Origin of the sequence: Nonomuraea sp. NPDC050556 (assembly GCF_044457355.1) — a bacterium.
Classification (GTDB): Bacteria; Actinomycetota; Actinomycetes; order Streptosporangiales; family Streptosporangiaceae; genus Nonomuraea.
The window spans coordinates 350,313-368,932 of the sequence record NZ_JBITGU010000007.1; the positions used below are offsets into that span (position 1 = coordinate 350,313).

Below are 18,620 nucleotides of genomic sequence, written 5' to 3' on the forward strand. Positions count from 1 at the left end.
GGTCCCGATATCTGAGGAGGGGACCATGAAGGTCCGATCCATCCTGATCGCCGTTGCGTTGCTGGGAACCCCCGCCTTACCCGCGGAAGCCCAGTCGGACAACGTGGTGCTGCGCTGGAACGACGCGCTCCTGCAGAGCGTACGCACGGGTACGCTCGGCCCACCCCTGGTCGCCCGCGCGCTCGCCGTCCTCCATACGTGCGCGTACGACGCCTGGGCCGCGTACGACGGAGTCGCCGTGGGCACCCGGCTCGGTGGCGAGCTGCGCAGGCCCCCGGCAGAACGTACCCGGGCGAACAAGAACGAAGCGGTCAGCTACGCCGCCTACGCCGCCGCCGTCGACCTCTACCCGGCCGGACGCCCCGCGTTCGACACGCTGATGCGCGACCTCGGCTACGACCCGGCGAACACCTCCAGCACCCCGGCCGGGATCGGCGCGCGGGCCTGCTCCGCCGTACTGACCTATCGCCACGACGACGGCTCCAACCAGCTCGGCGGCTACGCGGACACGACCGGCTACCGCCCGGTCAACGCGCCGATGAAGGTCAGCGAGCCGTTCACCACGGTCGCCGATCCGAGCAGGTGGCAGCCGCTCACGTTCGTGAACAAGGCGGGCGTCGAGGTGACGCCGCCGTTCCTGGCGCCACACTGGGGCGGCGTCGCCTCCTTCAGCGGACGTGCGCGCGACCTGGCCGACGCCGTGCCGAGGGCTGCGTTGTACGGCTCAGCCGAATACCAGCGCCAGGCCGACGAGATCGTCCAGACCACGGCCGCGCTCACCGACCAGCAGAAGGCGATAGCCGGTTACTGGGCGGACGGCCCGAACAGCGAGACACCGCCAGGCCACTGGTCCATACTCGCCCGTACGGTTTCCCAGCGCGACAGGCACTCGCTGGACCAGGACGTGAAGATGTACTTCGCCCTGGCCAACGCCGTCATGGACGCAGGGATCGCCTCATGGGAGGCGAAGCGCGACAGCGACTCCGAGCGCCCGATAACCGCGATCCGCTTCCTCTACAAGGGAACGACGATCCCGACCTGGGGCGGCCGCCAAATCGACGGCGCCGTCTGGACCCCGTACCAGCCCTCAACATTCCCAACCCCGCCGTTCGGCGAGCACGTATCAGGACATTCAACATTCAGCGCAGCAGCGGCGAGAGTCCTCAAGCGCTTCACCGGTAGCGACTACTTCGGCGGAACCGCAGTGGTGCCCGCAGGTTCATCCCTGGTCGAACCAGGCGTGACCCCCGCCCAGGACATCACCCTACGGTGGCGCACCTTCACCGAAGCCGCCGACCAGGCAGGCCTGTCCAGACGGTATGGCGGAATCCACTTCCGCAACGGCGACCTCCAGGGCCGCGCCCTCGGCGCCCAGGTAGGCCAAGCCGCCTGGGACCAAGCAACCACCTACTGGTCAGGCAAAACCCCCTAACCACCCAACCAGCCACCCCGAGAACTCCGTAACCACCCGACCGGCCACCCCGAGAAGAGGGCACCGCCCGCCGATCAGCCCCGACCTCCGCCCCCAGGACCCATCCACCTTCCGACCAGGCAGGCCAAGCACCCCGTGCCCTGCGGACAGGCACCACCTCCGCCCCGAGCCCCGCACTATCGCGGAGCCCGGGGCGGTTACACCCTCAGCGACTGACCTGCCCCGGGGACCTCGCACGAGCCGACCATACGGAGCCGTACGCCCAACAGACGCAACCGTATGTTCACCCCACCACCTACTGACCAGGAAGAACCTCACGCGCAGAAGCACTCTCCCGCGACCACAGCGTGAACGCCATCCACGCGATCCCGGCAGCCGCCACCACCAGCCCCCCGAGATAGACCGGCAACGGCAACGCACTACGCAGCGCCCCAGGAACCATCCCACCCACATACAGCGCGACAGCGGCAGCAGGAACCGCCTTGGTCCTGAGCGCAGCCACCCCAAAGGCGATCACACCCCCAAGCAGGACCACCGAAGTGACCAGGAACGCCCTCCCCGTCCCCCCAGCCAGCAGCACGGTCACCACACCCGGCTGGAGATACGGAAAGACGAAGTGCAGCGTGTACTCGACCGCGAACGCCCCAGCCAACCCAGCCGCATTGGCAAGGTAAGCAACCAGCCCGAACGTGCCGGCCGTACGACGAAACAGCAGGTAGACCCCAGTGATCGCCAGCAACCCGGTGAGCGGCGCGAAGGGCGCGATGGCGTGAGTGAGCGAGGTCTCGGGCAGAAGCCCACCCCGCCGGGCGACGTTGACGACGAGCAGAACGGCGCACAGGAACCCCGCAGCGCCGGTGACTCTGGATAAGGACATCATGCGCAACATGCTCACGCCCGCAAGCCCAGTTGAGGAGACTTCACCCCCAGCCGTAAGCACTACGAAAGGACCCCGCACCGAGCCGACCAACCGCCACCACCACGAAGAACCCACACCCAAGGCCCCGCGCAACCACAAGCACGCCCCGCACGCCCCACACCAGCCGCACGCCCCATAGAGCCCGCACACCACACGCGACCCGCAAGCCCCATACAGCCCGCAAGCCCCACACAACCCGCGCACGCACCTCACACAACTCGCACACCTCACGCGACACGCGCCTGTACGTCCCACGCGACCCGCACGCCTCACAAACGCCACAGGACCCGCACGCCCCACACAGCCCGCACGACCGACGGACACGGCGCAACCCGCAAACAGCGCACGGCTCCTTAGCACCGCCTGACCGGCGAGCCGCTGTGGCCCTCGATCACCGAACCTCGAACACCCCCGCCCCTCCATCCCAGCGGCCCCCAACCCTCCACCCCAGCCGCCCACCAGCCCAGCGGGTCAGCGGTCAGCGGTCAGGAGAGCTTGAGCCCAAGAGAGGCTTTGGACACCAGGGAGACCGGGAGACCAGGAGGCCAGGAGACCAGGGGCCAAGGGACGCCCCGCGGGCTCGAGATGGGGATGCGCTATGAGACGGTGACGCCGAGTTCCTGGAGGGCCTGACGGATGATGGCGTCGGGAGCGCGGTCGATGGCGCCAAGGCGCAACAACGCCGCGATGCCCAGGTAACTGCTGTACCCGGCAACCACCCGCCCCCGAGCCTCCTCAGCCGACTGCCCCAGCTCCTCGAGCGCCGCCTGCATGACACTCAACCGCCGTACGGTCACCCGCCGAGCCACCTCCGCCACCACGGGATCGTCAGCCGCACTGATCAGCCGGAACGAGATCGAAGCGTCATGCCGATCCCCGAACGCGAGCCCCATCAGCGCGCGCATACGCTCCGCCGGGTCCGCGATGGCCTCCAGGCTGGCGATGATCTCCTCAGTCCCGGCCTCCCAGAACGCGAGCGCAGCCTCCACCAACGCCTGCCGATTGGCGAAATGCCAGTAGAAGCTGCCCTTCGACACGCCCAGCCGTACCGCCACCGGCTCTACGGCGACAGCGGCGATCCCGCCTTCCGCCAGTGCCTCGAGCGCCGCCCGTGCCCAGTCATCCGCCTGTAGTCGACCCACTCGACAAGAGTGCCATACGCAGGCGTATAGTCGAACCATACGCCACCGTATGGAAGGGCAAACGATGGTCTACAACGTGCACGAACGCGTCATCCCCGGCACCCCGGACGAGGTCTGGGCCGCCCTCGCCAAGACCCCCGACCTGTGGCCGGAGGGCCACGGCTCCTTCCGCCTGCCGGAGGGCCTGTTCGAGGGAGCCCCGGTAAACCTGATCGGCAAGACCTGCCGCATCAAGACCCTGGAGCCGGGACGCAAACTCTGGTTCGACATGGGCAGAGCGATGCCCAACGGCCACGGCTTCACCCTCACCCGAGTGGAGGGCGGCACCCTCCTCAGACATGAGGTAAAGGGACCCCTGGGCCCAGCCCTGAAGATCTTGTGGCCCCTGATCATCCGCAAGAAGCACGACACCGTGCTCGAACTCCTCCTGGACAACATCAGGCACGAGGTAGCCCGCACCCACACCAGCTGAACCCCATAGGACACACACCCATGCGACCAGGAGCACCCCCGCCCAGCCCACCCAACGCGAGGCGACCCATGCCTGCACCAACCCCATACGCAACCGAACGGCCCGACCCCATCGAACGACCGGCCCCATACGCAACCGAACGGCACAGCCCCATCGAACCACCGGCTCCATACGCGACCGCATGGCCCAGCCTCACCGAACCGCCGGCTCCATACGCAACCGTATGGCGTGCGACCGCGGCGCCCGATGCGCCACCCCCAATCCCGTCAAGCGCGAGGTGACACATGCCTGCAGCGGCTGAGGCACCGACTCCATACGCAACCGAACGGCACAGCCCCACCGAGCCGCCAGCCCCATACGCGACCGTATGGCGTGCGACAACGCGGTCTGAGACGTCACTCTCCAACCCCATGAAGCGCGAGGTGTTCTGTGTCCACGTTGGCTGAGCAGTTGATCCCCGATCCTGACGCTTCGGAACGGCATGCGATCACGATCGCCGCCTCACGTGAGCGGGTGTGGGCTGCGCTCACCGAGACCCAGGCGAGTGACATCAAGCTCGCCAAACCGCTGTTCGCCGCTCGTGACCTGGTCTCGCGGTTGCGCACGGGGAGTCCGAAGCAGGATCGGCCGAAGTTCACGACGCTGGCCGAGGTGCAGGGGCGGGAGGTCGTGCAGGGGACGATCGGGCAGTGGTGGCGGTTGGGGCGGGCGGACAACTTCCCGGCTGGGGATGACTTCGCGGTGTTCGACCGGCCTGGGTACGCCAGGGGGACGTTCAGTTTCGAGCTTCAGGATGCTGGGGCTGGGCGGGTGCGGCTCATCACGGAGACCAGGGTGAAGGCCACGAGTCCGGACGCGCGGCGGGCGTTTCTGCGGTACTGGGTGGTCATCCGGCTGGGGAGTGGACTCATTCGGCGGCTCATCCTGCTGGCCATCCGCCGGAAGTCCGAAGGACCCCGGTCCCGCTAGACCCGACCATTTGCCCAGACAGAGGACCCAGCTGGTGCTGCACGGGCTGACGCGGAGTGCACGACTTGTGGGCAGAGGTGAGCTGGGGGTGGATCGGCCAGGGGTGCATGGCCCGTGGATGGGGTGCTCTGGCCGAGGAGTGCGGGGGGACGGAGCACGTGTGCTGGAGGACGCCCCAAAAGGCTGGGCCATGGTCCGAGGCGTGGGGTGGAAGCCCGCCGGTGGGTGGGATGGGTCGGTCCAGGGTGGGTGAGGGTGGCGCCGGGCGGGGGTGGTGTGAGGTGCGTGGGCTAGGCCGGGCCCAGGCAGGAGGCGGAGCGTGGGCCGGGTCGTGGCGGGGTGGGGTGGGGTGGAGCCCGGGGCGAGCTGAAGGAGTAGTGCGCGCGGGCCAGGGTCGGGCCGCAAGGGCCGTGGGCTGGAGATCGGGGAGCCGGGAGCAGGGGTGGGGCTGGGTCGGAGGTAGTGGTGGGCTGGGGCCGGGTTGAGGGCTGGGGTTGGGGCGAGGGCGGGGTTGGGGCCAGGGGCGGGGTTGGGGTGAGGGCGGGGTTGGGGCAGGGGTTTGGAGTGGGTGGGGCCGGTAGCCTTGGGGGGTGTTGGAATGGGTTGCTGCTACGCGGTACGTGACGCCCCTACGGGAAGGGGGTTCCCTGCCCGGAGTGGTTGAGGGCAGTGATCTCGGGACGTACGTGGTGAAGTTCCGCGGAGCGGGTCAAGGGCGCCGGGTGCTGGTTGCGGAGATCATCTGTGCTGAGCTGGCTCGACGGCTCGAGCTACGGACGCCCGAACTCAAGGTCATCGAGCTTGATCCGCAGATCGCTGTTCGTGAGCCCGACTACGAGATCCAGGAACTGCTCAAAGCCAGCGAAGGGCTCAACCTCGCTGTTGACTTCCTGCCCGGTGCGCTGGGGTTCGAGCCGCTCACCTGGGAACCCGACCCCCTCTTCGCCTCACAACTCGTCTGGTTCGACGGGCTGATCCACAACGTGGACCGTAGCTGGCGCAATCCCAACCTCCTCGTCTGGCACAACGACGTCTGGTTGATCGATCACGGCGCCGCCCTCTGGTTCCATCACAACTGGAAAAACGCCGACCCCCAAAGGCCCTTCGACGCCAGCGATCACGTAATGGCCCCTTTCGCCACGGAAAATGGAAGCATGGCGGCCAGGATCACCCGTCACCTTCTTGACGAGGTCACGGCGCTGGTGCCGGATGAGTGGCTGGACGGCGAGCCGGGGTTCGAGTCGGCGCAAGCCGTACGGCAGGCCTATGTCGACCACCTGCTGGAAAGAGCCCACGGCCCCCAGAACTGGCTGCAAACCACTGCCAAACCAGGCGAGCACCACGGCCCCGGGTCCATCGGCGCGTTTCACAAGGGATCGTGATGGACGTCTACGAATACGCCGTGATCAGGGCCATCCCCCAGGTCGAGCGAGGTGAGCAGATCAACGTCGGCGTCCTGCTCTACTGCCAGCCACGCACCTACCTCTGCGCCCGCGTGGAGCTCGACGACGCCCGCCTGCGCGCCATCGACCCCGCCGCCGACGTCGACGGGGTCCGCAGGGCGCTCGGCGCGTATGAACTCGCCTGCGGGCAGGAGGCAGGGCCGCTGAAAACGGAGTCGCTGGGGAGCAGGTTCCGCTGGCTCACCGCCCCGCGGAGCACGATCGTCCAGACCGGCCCCGTCCATCCCGGTCTGACCACCGACCCGGAGGCCGAGCTGGCCAGGCTCTTCGACCGGCTGGTACGGCTCTAGCGGAACGCGTCGGCGTTGGCCGCGCACCACTGGGCGAAGGTGCGCGGCGGCCGTCCGAGGACCTGCTCCACCGTGGGCAGCACCTCGGACTCGTCCAGCGCCCCGTCGGCGAAGAACGAGTAGAACGCCTTGGCGTACTTCTCCGGCATGGACGCGCTCATCTCCGCCCAGGCCTCCTCATCGGAAAGCCCCTCGAATCGCAGGTCCCGCCCCAGCGCCTCGCCCAGGATCCGCACCCGGTCCCCAGGCGTCAGCGACTCGGGCCCGGTGAGGGCCAGGGTCTCCCCCACGTGCCCGGAGAACGCCAGCGAAGCCACAGCCCCGATGTCGACGGGATCGATCGCCGCCACCCGCACGGACGGAAACGCCGCCCGCACCACGTCACCGGCCTTCACCTGCGGGATCCACTGCCGCGTGTTGACCATGAACGTGCGCGGCCGCAGGATCGTCCACCCCACGCCACTGTCCTTGACCATCTCCTCGGAGGCCAGGTGATACGCCGAGACCGCGTTGTCGCGGAGCCCGGTCTCGGCCGCGCTCGCCGACAGCAGCACCACGTGCGAGACCCCGGCGGCCCTGATGTGCGCCAGCGTCTCGTCCATCCGGTCGTACCCGCTGAGCAGGAACACCCCGCTCACCCCCGGCAACGCCGCTGCGACCGAGTCGGGGTCGTTGAGGTCGCCGAGCGCCAGCTCGGCGGGCAGGTCGACCTCCCGCCTGACCAGCGCCCGCACGGCAGTCCCCGACGAAGCGAGCGCGTGCACCAGCGCCCCGCCCACATTTCCGGTCGCACCGGTAACAAGAATCACTCGGTCAGCCTACGTAGTTCCTCCAGATATGCGGCATTGTCGATGCGTTGCTGTTCCTCCAGGTTGGCCACCGCTCGTGAGCAGCGCAGCCGCGCGGCGTCCACCTCGGACGCCCGTCCGGCGGCCGTCAGAGCGTCGGACCACAACGACGCCATCAGATTCCACTCCAGGACCGCGTCCTGCGGGCTGGCGTCGCGCTGCGGCGGCAGCAGCGCGACGGCCGCCTCGACCGTGAGCAGCGCGAGGGACGCCTCGCCCGCGGCGAGCTGTTCCCTGGCCATCGCGCGCTGCGCCCTGACCTGGTCCAGCCGGAACAGCGCCGCGTCCTCCACAGAGAGCGCGGCGAACAGGTCGACCTCGGCCGCCCGGCTGAGCGGCCGTACGCCGTAGGGGCGCACGCCACCGCCCACGGGCTGGGCGGCAGCGCGTGCCCGCGCCCTCAGCTCCTCCGCCTGCGCCGTAGAGCCCAGCTCGGCCAGCAGCGCGGCCACGTATTCGAGCAGCTCGGAACCCGAAGCATCGCAAAGGCTGAAGCAGCGGTCGGCCGCCGCCCGAGCGGCCTCCGTGAGGCCCGCCATCAACTCGTACCAGCCAAGCTTGCCGAGCTCCCAGCAGAGCGCCTCGCCGTCCGCGTCCAGTTCGAAGAAGTCGACGACCAGCCGCTGCAGTTCTGCCGCCTCCGCTCCCCTGTCCAGCCCGGCGAGCACCTGGGCCAGCTGCCCGCGGGCCATGGCGATCGACCACCGATGGTCGTCAGGACCGAGCGAGAGGTACCACTCGGTGGCCTGCCGCGCGAGCGCCTCCGCGTCGGCGAACCGCTCCTTCATGATCAGCACGGACGCGTGCACCCGCAACAGCCAGCCGTAGTCCTCCCCGTAGGTCGCCGGGTCGGCCAGCGCCGCGGCCCTGACGAGGTCGATCGCCCGCTTGGCCTGCTCGCGGGCCAGCTCGTGCTGGTCGGCGCGGCTCAGCGCCTGGGCGTAGCGGCCCAGCCGGTCCACGAGCCGGTCGAGGAAGGACTGGTCCTCGCGGTAGAGCCCGGCGTAGATCGCCACCGACTCTTCCATCAGGTAGGCGGCGTCGATGGGGTCACTCCGCTCGGAGCGCAACATGAGCGCGGAACCGAGCGCCCGCCGGGCATCCACACTCGACCCCCTCAAATGGCGAGCCAGCGCCAGGTAGTGCGCCGTCACCCGGTCTGCGAGCGCGTCGAGCTTGCGATGCTCGCCGGGAAAGTTGCAGCACGCCTCGAACAACAGGTCGAGGTCGTCGGTCTCCAACGCGGGGCCGAGCAGCTCGACCAGCGGCTCCGGCGTGGACACCTCGGCGGCGACCAGCACCAGCGCGGGCACCGCCGTACGTGGGCAGGTCTCCAGCAACCGGCGGATCGCGCCGAGCGCCACGGAACGGCGGCCGGGCCCCTCCTGGTCGGAGTCGCCCAGCCCGGCCACCCGGGCGAGCACCGTGAGCGCCCGTTTCATCTGGGCCGCGTCCGCACCGGCCAGGGGCAGCTCCAGGCTGCCCTCCGGATGGTCAGGGTTGAGCAGCACGTCGGCCACGAGCTCCTCGCCCAGCCGGTCGGGCTGCAGGGGTTCCCACACCGTGTCCTCGCCCTCCGGCGGGTAGAAGCCGCACAGCGCGGTGACGATCCGCGTGCAGCCGTCCCCGGGCACCTCGGGCACCCGGCCGACGGCCGCGACGGCCTGTCGCCGGTCGCGCGCGGGGAACAACGTCGGTACGGCCAGCAGCCGGTCGCTGAGCAGGGCGTTCACGTCGTCGAAGGCGATCTGGTGCTTGACCGCGTACCTGTGCCAGTAGCGCCGCTCGTGCTCCAGGATGCGGCGCAGCGGATCCCCGTCCCGCTGGGTGGAACCGTCGAGCGCCATGGCCAGCGCCAGCGCGTGCAGGTCGAGCAGCCGCCTGCGCTCGGGCAGCTTGACCTGGACGAAAGGCCCATCGAGGGAAAGCGCCCCGAGGAAGGCGGCATGCGCCTCCCGGAGGATCTGGACGGCCACGTCGTCGGGGATCGCGGACACGCACACCTCGGCCGCCCGGCGGTCGCCGTGGATGCGTCCCCACCACATGCCGGCCGACCTGGCGAGCAGCAGGATCCGCACCCGCCCCGACGACTCCCCCAGCAGCTCGAGCAGGTCGTTGACCTGGGCGTCCATGCCCTCGGCGTAATCGCAGACGAGCAACACGCGGTGCCCGGCGCGCATCGCGTCCCGCAGGGGGAGGTGCAGGTCGGGCAGCTTGGCTGCGCGGGCGACGAACCCGGCCAGCCACCCCTCGCGCCTGAACCGGTCGCACACCTCCAGCGCCAGCCGCGTCTTGCCCACCCCGCCGGGCCCGCGCACCAGCAGCACGTCGCCCTCGCCCTCGCGGACCCACGCGCACACCTCGCCGAACTCGGCCGGCCCCTCGTGGAACGGGACCACCCGGTGCTGCGCCATCAGCCACGTGGACGGCGAGGCCACGGCGGGCCGCGCCGGGCTGGAAGGGACGAACCGCAGCCGGTCGGCCAGCTCGGCGTAGCGGGAGACGGCGGCGCGCCAGGCCGACTGCACCCGTGCGTTGCCCTCGAGCACCGAGGGGACGTGCGCGGCCAGCAGGTCGACGGCGACCATCCAGTTGTCCCTGCCCGCGCCGTCGGTGGACTTGAGCATCCCGCACACCCGCTGGGTGACCGAGTCGAGGACGGGGCTGCCGCTCATCCCTGGGGCCAGCCCCGCGCCGACGACCTTCCACGCGCCGCCCTCGCCCGACGCTCCGGCGGCCGTCAGCAGGATGGTGTCGACGGGCAGCTGCCTGATCGCCGGAGGTTCAGCGGGCGCCACGGGCTGGGCGGCGGCGGCCGTCGACTCGATCATCGTGCCCTGCTTGAACTCCGGCAGCGAGGCCGGCTGCGGGACCAGCGCGGTCAGCACCGCCCCCGCCTTGGGCAGGTCGTCCGGGTCGGCGAGCAGCACCACCGGATGGTCGAAGACGGCGTCGAGCCGCAGGATCCCGGCGTCCGGCAGGCCGTAGCCACCGCCGCCGGACTCTGCGGGAAACAGCAGCGCCTCGGTCACCGGGTACACGGTTCTGCGCCAGCGCACGGTGATCGGCTCCTGCCTGCCGTACAGGACGTGAGCGCACGTCAGCACCGTGCCCTCGGCGACGAAGAAGCCGGAGCCGATCAGCCGGTCGCCGCAGTGGATCTCGACGACGCATTTCCTGGCGGCCTGGCGGGCGTCGAACCGCATCATTCCCACGTCAGGCGGACCACCACGGAGGCCTCACCGCCCGCCTTGGCCAGCATGCCGAGCACGGGCCCCGTCTCGGCGGAGATCTTGATGCCAAACTCCACCTCGTACCTGGCCGGCTTCTCCGGCAGCGCGTCCTGGACCAGCTCGACCACGTGCCTGCTGACCTCGGCGACCTGCGACTTGATCGCCTTCCACTCGGCGGTCAGCCGGTCGGCTGCGGCGATGTCGCCGCCGCTGCGCACGGCCACGTCGGCGTAGAAGACACCCTGCTCGGTGCGGATCTCGGCAACGGCCAAGGTCAGTCCCTCCTGTCGATGTAGACGCAACTGGTGGAGATGAGCACGGGAAGGGCGTCGAGCATGCCGCGCAGCAGCACCAGCGGATCGGAGATGAGCTCGACAGTCTCCTCCGCCTCCCTGGCGATGAGGCGGATGGCGTGCCACAGCGTCGGCTGGCGGTGCGTGAACAGCCACAGGTGGTAGACGTCGTAGCCGACGGTCGCGCGCGCCGCGTTCGGCATGCCGATCTGGAAGGCGCCGAGCTGGGCGGGCGAGTTGCCGAGGCCGAGCGCCAGCGGATAGATCTGGTGACGTACGGCGAAGCTCACCTGGTCATGGCTCTCCGGCGGGATCTCCACCAGCAACCCGTCGTCCAGCAGGGAGTCGAACAGCGGCTCAGGACGCTCGACGCCCGCCGCCTTGGCCGCGTCGAGCACGCCGAGCCGGTGCAGCCCGCTCTTGCCCACCTTCTCCGGATCGCCGTGCGCGACCGCCCAGATCGCGTACTCCTGGGCGGACAGCGAGAACACGCCGTCCCTGAAGCGGACCTCGAAGCTCTGCGGCGCCTCGCTGTCGGGGCTCGTGAACATCGGTCCGGCGAAATGGCCGACAGGCAGGATGAGAGGGACCACGCGGGCCATGGTCCCGGATTAGCGGCCCTGCGATAAGGCCACTTCCTGCCAGTGTCCTAAAACAGAACCGACATGAACGTGTCCACCTCGCGGAAGCCGACCTTGCGATATACGGCCCTGGCAGCGTGGTTGAAGTCGTTGACGTAAAGCGACACGATCGGTGCGAAGCACGCCAATGCCGCGTCCACGACGGCCGCCATCCCCGCCGCCGCGTGCCCCTGGCCGCGCAGCGCCGGGTCCACCCAGACGCCCTGGATCTGGCAGGCCTGCGGGGTGACCGCGCCGATCTCGGCCTTGAAGACGACCTTGCCGTCGTCGATCCGCGCGTAGGAACGGCCGATGCGGATCAGCTCCGACACCCGGGTCCGGTAGAGCGCCCCGCCGTCACCGCCGTTGGGCGACACCCCGACTTCTTCGGTGAACATGGCCACGCACGCGGGCAGCAGGATCTCGAACTCCTCCGGCCGCACCCGGCGCACCAGCGGGTCGGGCGCCACCTTGGGGCGGCCCGACATGGCCATCACCGGCTGGGCCCAGCGGATCGCGCGCGCCCTGCCCCAGTGCGGCTCCAGCCGTTCCCACAGCAGGGAGACGGCGTCGGCGGGACCGACGATGGACGAGCACCGGCGGCCCTGCTTACGCGCCCGGTCGGCGAAGGCCAGCACGGCCTCCTGCCCGGCGTTGACCGGCACCAGGTTCGCTCCTGCGTAGCAGAGCGAGACGAGCCCGCCGCGCTGCCCGAATCCCCACATCTGCCCGCCCAGACGCGCCGGGTTGAGCCCGACGGTCCGCACCCGGGAGGCGACGAAGACGTTGGCGACGGGATCGGAGTCGAGGAGCGCGAGCACCTCTTCCCGATCGTTGTCGTCGAGGACGCGCGACGCCGAGGTACGCAGCATCACACGAGCAGCCTACGCGAAGCCCCTCAGAAAGGCTCATCTGCCGATGAGCTCGGTGAGCCTTTCGTGACCTACGGCGCCGCCGGACGCCATCCGCCTGGCCGCACGCGGATCCGGCAGCCCCGTGCACGTCAGGCGTTGCGGCAGCGAGGCGTCCTTCAGGTAGTCGACCAGCACCCGGTCGACGCACTTGTTGCCGATCAGCGAGATGCCGTGGTTGCCGCCGGGCTCGACGACCATGCGGGCGCTCGGGAAGAGCTTGCTCATGTTCACCGCCCCCGCGTACGGCGTGGCCGCGTCGTGCCGCGACTGGAGCATCAGGATCGGCGGCAGCTCCTTCGACGCCTTGATCGTGACCGGCGTGCCGCCGCGCACCCCCCAGAACGCGCACGGCGCGTTGTACCAGGCGTTCGACCAGGTCATGAAGGGCGCCTTGCGGTGCAGCGGGGCCATGTCCGCGTGCCAGCGCGCCCAGTCCCGTGGCCAGGCGGCGTCGCTGCACTGCACGCCCAAGTAGACCGCGTAGCCGTTCTCGTCCTCCGCGTCGTTCTTGGCGTGCTGGTTGTAGGCGTTCAGCAGGCCGTCCACGTCGCCCTCGCGCACGTAGGCAGACCAGGCCCCGGCCAGCTGCGGCCAGACGGCGTTGGTGTAGCCGCCGACGGTGAAGATGTCGTCGAGCTCGCTCGGCCCGACCACTCCCCCTGCCGGGCGCTCGCGCAGCCGGTTGCGCATGGAGTACCAGGCGAAGGCGGTCTGCTTCGCGGTGGTGCCGAGGTGGTAGATGGAGCCGTTGCGCGCCGTCCAGGCGAGGAAGTCGCGGTGCCTGGCGTCGAAGGAGCGGTCCTGCTCCAGGTTGGCGCGGTACCAGACGCCCTTGGGGTCGACGGTGCTGTCCAGGACGAGCCGCTTGAGGTGGGACGGGAAGAGCGTGGCGTAGACGGCGCCGAGGTAGGTGCCGTAGGAGTAGCCGAGGTAGCTGATCTTCTCCTCGCCGAGCGCCGTCCTGATGGTGTCCATGTCCCTGGCGGAGTTCTCGGTGGTCAGGTACGGCAGCAGCCACGACCACAGGTTGCCGCACCGGTCGGCGTACTCCTTGGCCCTGCCGATCAGCGTGTTCTCCTCGGCTGCCGAGTGGGGCACGTGGTCGGGCCTGGGCGGCGCGTAGTACTTGTCCGGGTCGACGCACCGCAGCGCGGGCTCGCTGTTGCCGACGCCGCGCGGGTCGAAGCCGACCACGTCGTAGCGGTCGGCGATGCTGGGCGGCAGGGTGGCGGCGACGTACTCGGCCAGCTCGCGGCCGGACGCTCCAGGGCCGCCCGGGTTCACCAGCAGGGTGCCCAGGTGGTTGGCGTCGCGCGAGACCCTGCCCTTGACGCGGTTGAGCGCGAGCTTGACGGTCTGGCCGTACGGGCTGGAGTAGTCGAGCGGGACCCGGACGGTCGCGCACTCGGTGCCCGGCGCCGGGGGCGCGGGCTCGGTGGCTTTTCTGAACGAACCCAGCACCTGGTTGAAGAGGGACGGCTGCTTCCCGCACGGACCCCACACGATGCCCTGGCTCGGGATGGTCTTGGCCACTGCGCCCTGCGCACCGCCCACCCCGACGGCCAGCATCATCACACTCGCGACAATCCCGACAACCCGCTTCACCCGGTTACTCTCCCTATGCTCATACGGCAGAGCGATACTCCCGTGAGTAGCCGGTCACTCACGCTGCGTATGGCGTGATGCTTACCAACCTGTAATCGGTTCATGGCGCTGTGTAGCTTCCAACCCCCCTGCCGTAGGTGGCGTTGATAAGGGTGAAGGGGGTCGCATGGAGCGAGATTTCGTGGAGTTCGTACGCAGCAGGCAACAGTCGCTGATGCGCAGCGCCTACCTGCTGACAGGCGACGCGCACCAGGCCGAGGACCTGCTGCAGACGGTGCTGACCCGGGTCGCCAGGCACTGGCGCAAGCTCGCCAAGGACGGCAACCCCGAGGCGTACGCGCGCAGGAGCCTGATCAACGAGCACATCTCCTGGCGCAGGCGGCGGCGGTTCACCGACGTGCCGTCCGCCAGCCTGCCCGAGCGCGGCTACGACAGCGGCGACCAGAGCCTGCACCGCATCACGCTGCAGGAGGCGCTCGCCCGGTTGACCCCGCGCCAGCGCGCCGTACTCGTGTTGCGGTTCTACGAGGACAGGACCGTCGAGGAGGCAGCCGACCTGCTCGGTTGCTCCGAGGGGACGGTGAAGAGCCAGACACACCACGCGCTCGGCAGGTTACGCGCCCTGGCGCCTGAGCTTGCCGAGCTGCTGCACGACGCCGATCCTCAGGAGGCCAACCGATGACCAGACTGCACGACGAACTCGAGCTGATCGCCCAGGACGCGCCCACGGTCGACCTGGCCGAGCGCGCGCTGCGCCGGGCGAGGCGGCAGCGGCTGACCTCTGCTCTCGGGGCGGCTGTCGCGGTGGTCGCCGCGCTCGCCGTGGGCGCCGCCGTACTCGTCAGCGGGCCTTCCGACGTACGGCGGAGCACGGCGACCACGGTGTTCTCCGACGTGTTGCCCGCTTCCGGGGTGGAGGCGGCGCGATACGCCTACTACGACTTCTGCGGCAGGCAGTGGGATCCGGGCAGGAACACCGCCGAGCTCGGGGCGAAGGAGTGCGCGCAGTGGAAGATCGTCACGCGCGGGGGGCAGACGTACCGGGTGCCTGAGGCGTTGAGCGTGTACTCCGAGCAGAGCAAGGAGGAGTACATGAACACGGGCGCCCCGCTGGAGATCTCCTCGGACGGGACGCGGATCGCCTATTACAGCGAGAAGGACCAGAAGTTCGCGGTCCGCGATCTGGAGAGCGGGCAGATCTGGCTGCTCCCCGGCGGGGTCGACCGCAAGACGCTGGTGGCCAAGGGGGTGCTCCTCCAGTTCTCCCCTGACGGCCGCCATCTCTGGGACTCGCTCGACAGGACGATCGTGGAGGTGGAGACCGGGGTGTCGGCGCCGGTTCCTGACGGCTGGTTCGTCGACAAGGTGTCGAACGGCGGGGCGCCCGCCGTCGTGAGCGGGGATGACGACAGGTTCGGCCTGCTCGCCGACGGGAAGGTGACGCCGTTCCCGGTGAAGGGCACGTGGGTCACGGTCGGCCATCTGGCCGCCGACGGGCGCACGCTCGCCTATCTGTCGGGGGTTTCCAACGGCATGGAGTCACGACCCGCGGACTCGCTCGTCACGGTGGACACGGCGACGGGCAAGATGGTGCGCGAGGTGACGTTCAAGGGCGCGCCTGAGCACTTCAGCCCGATGCGGGTGGGCGGGTGGCTGAACGAGGACGAGATCCTGGTCGTGGACAGCCTCAAGAACAACTTCCGCGACAGGACACCCATGCTGGGCGACGTCACCTATGCGGTGAACGTCACCACAGGGCAGGTCCGCACGCTGGAGACCTACTCCTACAAGGCCTGGGCAGGGGACCTGGTCATCCCCGGCCTCTGACCCCAACCCCACCCCTGTGATCACCAAGAGGGTCAACCCCCTAAGAAGGGTGACCCTCTCAGAGGGGCGGCCCCCTCAGAGGGGCGGCCCCCTCAGAGGGGCGGCCCCCTCAGAAGGGGTTGTTGGAGACGGGGGGTTTGTGGGGTTAGCCGACGGTGACCTGCGGGCCGGGGGCGTCGTCGTCGAGGTCGACCTCGACGCCCATCTCCTCCGCGATCCGCAGCGCCTCCTCGATGAGGGTCTCCACGATCTGCGACTCAGGCACGGTCTTGATGACCTCGCCCTTCACGAAGATCTGCCCCTTACCGTTCCCCGACGCCACGCCCAGGTCGGCCTCCCGAGCCTCCCCAGGGCCGTTGACGACGCAGCCCATCACGGCCACCCGCAGCGGCACGGTGAGCCCTTCGAGCCCAGCCTGCACCTGCTCAGCCAGCGTGTACACGTCCACCTGCGCCCGCCCGCACGACGGGCAGGACACGATCTCCAGCCCCCGCTCGCGCAACCCCAGCGACTCGAGGATCTGGTTGCCGACCTTGACCTCCTCCACCGGAGGCGCCGACAGCGAGACGCGGATCGTGTCGCCGATCCCCTCAGCCAGCAGCGCGCCGAACGCGACCGCCGACTTGATGGTGCCCTGGAACGCGGGCCCTGCCTCGGTGACGCCCAGGTGCAGCGGGTAGTCGCACTGCGCCGCGAGCTGCCGGTAGGCGTTGACCATCACGACCGGGTCGTTGTGCTTCACCGAGATCTTGATGTCGCGGAACCCGTGCTCCTCGAACAGCGAGCACTCCCACAGCGCCGACTCCACCAGCGCCTCGGGCGTGGCCTTGCCGTACTTCTCCAGCAGCCTGGGGTCGAGCGAGCCGGCGTTCACGCCGATGCGGATCGGCACGCCGGCCGCCTGCGCGGCGCGGGCGATCTCGCCGACCTTGTCGTCGAACTTCTTGATGTTGCCGGGATTGACCCGTACGGCCGCGCATCCGGCGTCGATCGCGGCGAACACGTACTTCGGCTGGAAGTGGATGTCGGCGATGACCGGGATCTGCGACTTCCTGGCGATGATCGGCAGCGCGTCCGCGTCGTCCTGGGACGGCACGGCGACCCGGACGATCTGGCAGCCGGAGGCGGTGAGCTCCGCGATCTGCTGCAGGGTCGCGTTGACGTCGGCGGTGACGGTGGTGGTCATCGACTGCACGGATACCGGAGCGTCACCACCGACAGGCACGGTGCCCACCATGATCTGGCGGGAGCGCCGCCGTTCGGCGATCGGCTTGGGACGGACCGAGGGAATGCCGAGTGCTACAGAAGTCACGTTTCCCAGTTTAGGTGGTGAGTTCGCGCGCCCTCGCCCGAGCCCACGCGTCGGCCGCGAGGACCTCACCCACCGTGTCCGCGGATGTCACGACATGTTCTGATACCACGCACGCAACTGTGTCCACGATGGATAGGAAAGGTAGCGTTCCCGATCGGAACGCGTCGACGCACACCTCGTTGGCCGCGTTGTAGACGGCGGGGGCCGTGCCGCCCGCCGTACCGACCTGTCTTGCCAGCTCGACGGCGGGGAACGCCTCGTTGTCCAGGGGCTCGAAGGTCCAGGTCGAGGCCTTGGTCCAGTCGACGGCCCTGGCGACGTCCGGGACACGCGCCGGGTGGCCGAGGGCGAGCGCGATGGGCAGGCGCATGTCGGGCGGGCTGGCCTGGGCGATGGTGGAGCCGTCGACGTACTCGACCATGGAGTGGATGATCGACTGCGGGTGCACGACCACCTCGATCCGGTCGAAGGGCAGGTCGAACAGCAGGTGCGCCTCGATGACCTCCAGGCCCTTGTTCACCAGCGTCGCCGAGTTGATGGTGATGACCGGGCCCATGTCCCAGGTCGGGTGCGCCATGGCCATCTCGGGCGTGACGTCGGCCAGCTCGTCCCGCGTGCGCCCTCTGAACGGCCCGCCGGACGCGGTGACGATCAGCTTCCGCACCGCCTCGGGCTCGTAGCCCGCCGGCCCCGACGCCCACAGGCACTGCTGCAACGCCGAGTGCTCGGAGTCGACCGGGATGATCTGCCCGGGTTTGGCCAGCCGCTTCACCAGCGGGCCGCCGATGATCAGCGACTCCTTGTTGGCCAGCGCCAGCGTACGGCCCGCCTCGAGCGCGACCAGCGTGGAGGTGAGGCCGAGCGCGCCGGTGATGCCGTTGAGCACGATGTCGCACGGCCAGGCCGCGACCTCCTCCGTCGTGGCGACAGCCGCTCGCGCGCCGTACGACTCCAGGGCCGCGCGGAGCGCGGGCACCGCCGACGCGTCGCCGACGGCCACGACCTCGACGTCGAACTCGGCCGCCTGCCTGGCCAGCAGGTCGACGCGCCCGCCTCCAGCCGCGAGCCCCACGGCCTTGAAGGAGCCCGAAGCGCGGGCGACGACGTCGAGGGCCTGGGTGCCGATCGAGCCGGTGGAGCCGAGCACGACGACGGAGCGGGGAAGGTCTGTATGCACCCGCCCATTGTGCCCCGCATCCCGTCACCCCTGTGACACAGGATATTTGAGTGAATAAATGCCGGAATATCGCTATATCCATCTATGTAAATCTTGAGAAATCG

17 protein-coding genes are annotated in these 18,620 nt (G+C 69.6%); 7 read left to right on the forward strand and 10 right to left on the reverse strand.

What is annotated here, in order from left to right; all coding sequences use genetic code 11:
- Positions 1-25: 25 nt before the first annotated feature.
- Positions 26-1,432: a vanadium-dependent haloperoxidase gene (locus ACIBG8_RS51900; RefSeq protein WP_397350811.1), complete on the forward strand. Its 1,407-nt coding sequence runs from the start codon at positions 26-28 to the stop codon at positions 1,430-1,432.
- A 295-nt stretch (positions 1,433-1,727) separates the two neighbouring features.
- Here ACIBG8_RS51900 and ACIBG8_RS51905 read toward each other — a convergent pair whose 3' ends face one another.
- Together ACIBG8_RS51905 and ACIBG8_RS51910 are read right to left on the reverse strand one after the other, a co-directional pair.
- On the reverse strand, positions 1,728-2,312 hold the full coding sequence (locus ACIBG8_RS51905) for a hypothetical protein (protein ID WP_397350812.1): 585 nt from the start codon (positions 2,310-2,312) through the stop codon (positions 1,728-1,730).
- Between the two features lie 635 nt (positions 2,313-2,947).
- Positions 2,948-3,493: a TetR/AcrR family transcriptional regulator gene (locus ACIBG8_RS51910; protein WP_397350813.1), complete on the reverse strand. Its 546-nt coding sequence runs from the start codon at positions 3,491-3,493 to the stop codon at positions 2,948-2,950.
- 76 nt (positions 3,494-3,569) lie between these two features.
- Here ACIBG8_RS51910 and ACIBG8_RS51915 point away from each other — a divergent pair, with 76 nt between their 5' ends.
- The 4 genes from ACIBG8_RS51915 to ACIBG8_RS51930 all read left to right on the forward strand — a co-directional run bounded on the left by ACIBG8_RS51915 (position 3,570) and on the right by ACIBG8_RS51930 (position 6,687).
- Positions 3,570-3,965, forward strand: a complete 396-nt coding sequence (locus ACIBG8_RS51915; RefSeq protein ID WP_397350814.1) for a hypothetical protein — start codon at positions 3,570-3,572, stop codon at positions 3,963-3,965.
- A gap of 429 nt (positions 3,966-4,394) precedes the next feature.
- Entirely contained in the window at positions 4,395-4,934 is a 540-nt protein-coding gene (locus ACIBG8_RS51920) for a hypothetical protein (RefSeq protein WP_397350815.1), read from the forward strand.
- A 590-nt stretch (positions 4,935-5,524) separates the two neighbouring features.
- Positions 5,525-6,316 carry a HipA family kinase gene (locus tag ACIBG8_RS51925; RefSeq protein WP_397350816.1) on the forward strand — a complete coding sequence of 264 codons (792 nt, stop codon included), beginning with the start codon at positions 5,525-5,527 and terminating at the stop codon, positions 6,314-6,316.
- Positions 6,316-6,687 carry a DUF3037 domain-containing protein gene (locus ACIBG8_RS51930; RefSeq protein ID WP_397350817.1) on the forward strand — a complete coding sequence of 124 codons (372 nt, stop codon included), beginning with the start codon at positions 6,316-6,318 and terminating at the stop codon, positions 6,685-6,687. Before ACIBG8_RS51925 ends, ACIBG8_RS51930 begins: the two co-directional genes overlap by 1 nt.
- On the opposite strand, the gene ACIBG8_RS51935 is transcribed toward ACIBG8_RS51930, so the two are convergent.
- The 6 genes from ACIBG8_RS51935 to ACIBG8_RS51960 are packed head-to-tail and all read right to left on the reverse strand — an operon-like array spanning position 6,684 to position 14,200.
- Positions 6,684-7,496 carry an NAD(P)H-binding protein gene (locus ACIBG8_RS51935; protein ID WP_397350818.1) on the reverse strand — a complete coding sequence of 271 codons (813 nt, stop codon included), beginning with the start codon at positions 7,494-7,496 and terminating at the stop codon, positions 6,684-6,686. The genes ACIBG8_RS51930 and ACIBG8_RS51935 overlap by 4 nt on opposite strands.
- Positions 7,493-10,744, reverse strand: coding sequence for a trypsin-like peptidase domain-containing protein (locus ACIBG8_RS51940; protein ID WP_397350873.1), 3,252 nt, complete (start codon positions 10,742-10,744; stop codon positions 7,493-7,495). Before ACIBG8_RS51940 ends, ACIBG8_RS51935 begins: the two co-directional genes overlap by 4 nt.
- Entirely contained in the window at positions 10,741-11,040 is a 300-nt protein-coding gene (locus ACIBG8_RS51945; protein ID WP_397350819.1) for a CU044_2847 family protein, read from the reverse strand. Before ACIBG8_RS51945 ends, ACIBG8_RS51940 begins: the two co-directional genes overlap by 4 nt.
- A gap of 2 nt (positions 11,041-11,042) precedes the next feature.
- On the reverse strand, positions 11,043-11,654 hold the full coding sequence (locus ACIBG8_RS51950) for a hypothetical protein (protein WP_397350820.1): 612 nt from the start codon (positions 11,652-11,654) through the stop codon (positions 11,043-11,045).
- Between the two features lie 56 nt (positions 11,655-11,710).
- Positions 11,711-12,553: a GNAT family N-acetyltransferase gene (locus tag ACIBG8_RS51955; RefSeq protein ID WP_397350874.1), complete on the reverse strand. Its 843-nt coding sequence runs from the start codon at positions 12,551-12,553 to the stop codon at positions 11,711-11,713.
- A 36-nt stretch (positions 12,554-12,589) separates the two neighbouring features.
- Positions 12,590-14,200: an alpha/beta hydrolase gene (locus tag ACIBG8_RS51960; RefSeq protein ID WP_397350821.1), complete on the reverse strand. Its 1,611-nt coding sequence runs from the start codon at positions 14,198-14,200 to the stop codon at positions 12,590-12,592.
- Between the two features lie 166 nt (positions 14,201-14,366).
- Here ACIBG8_RS51960 and ACIBG8_RS51965 point away from each other — a divergent pair, with 166 nt between their 5' ends.
- Both ACIBG8_RS51965 and ACIBG8_RS51970 read left to right on the forward strand, forming a co-directional pair.
- The gene (locus ACIBG8_RS51965) at positions 14,367-14,882 is read left to right on the forward strand and encodes a SigE family RNA polymerase sigma factor (protein WP_397350822.1); all 516 of its coding nucleotides are present in this window, start codon (positions 14,367-14,369) and stop codon (positions 14,880-14,882) included.
- A complete protein-coding gene (locus ACIBG8_RS51970; RefSeq protein WP_397350823.1) occupies positions 14,879-16,027 on the forward strand; it encodes a hypothetical protein in 1,149 nt (382 codons plus the stop codon). Before ACIBG8_RS51965 ends, ACIBG8_RS51970 begins: the two co-directional genes overlap by 4 nt.
- Before the next feature lie 145 nt (positions 16,028-16,172).
- Here the strand turns inward: ACIBG8_RS51970 and ispG are convergent, their stop codons facing one another.
- Both ispG and dxr read right to left on the reverse strand, forming a co-directional pair.
- Entirely contained in the window at positions 16,173-17,339 is a 1,167-nt protein-coding gene (gene ispG, locus ACIBG8_RS51975) for a flavodoxin-dependent (E)-4-hydroxy-3-methylbut-2-enyl-diphosphate synthase (RefSeq protein WP_397350824.1), read from the reverse strand.
- Positions 17,340-17,349: 10 nt separating this feature from the next.
- The gene (dxr, locus tag ACIBG8_RS51980; protein ID WP_397350825.1) at positions 17,350-18,516 is read right to left on the reverse strand and encodes a 1-deoxy-D-xylulose-5-phosphate reductoisomerase; all 1,167 of its coding nucleotides are present in this window, start codon (positions 18,514-18,516) and stop codon (positions 17,350-17,352) included.
- Positions 18,517-18,620: the final 104 nt, after the last annotated feature.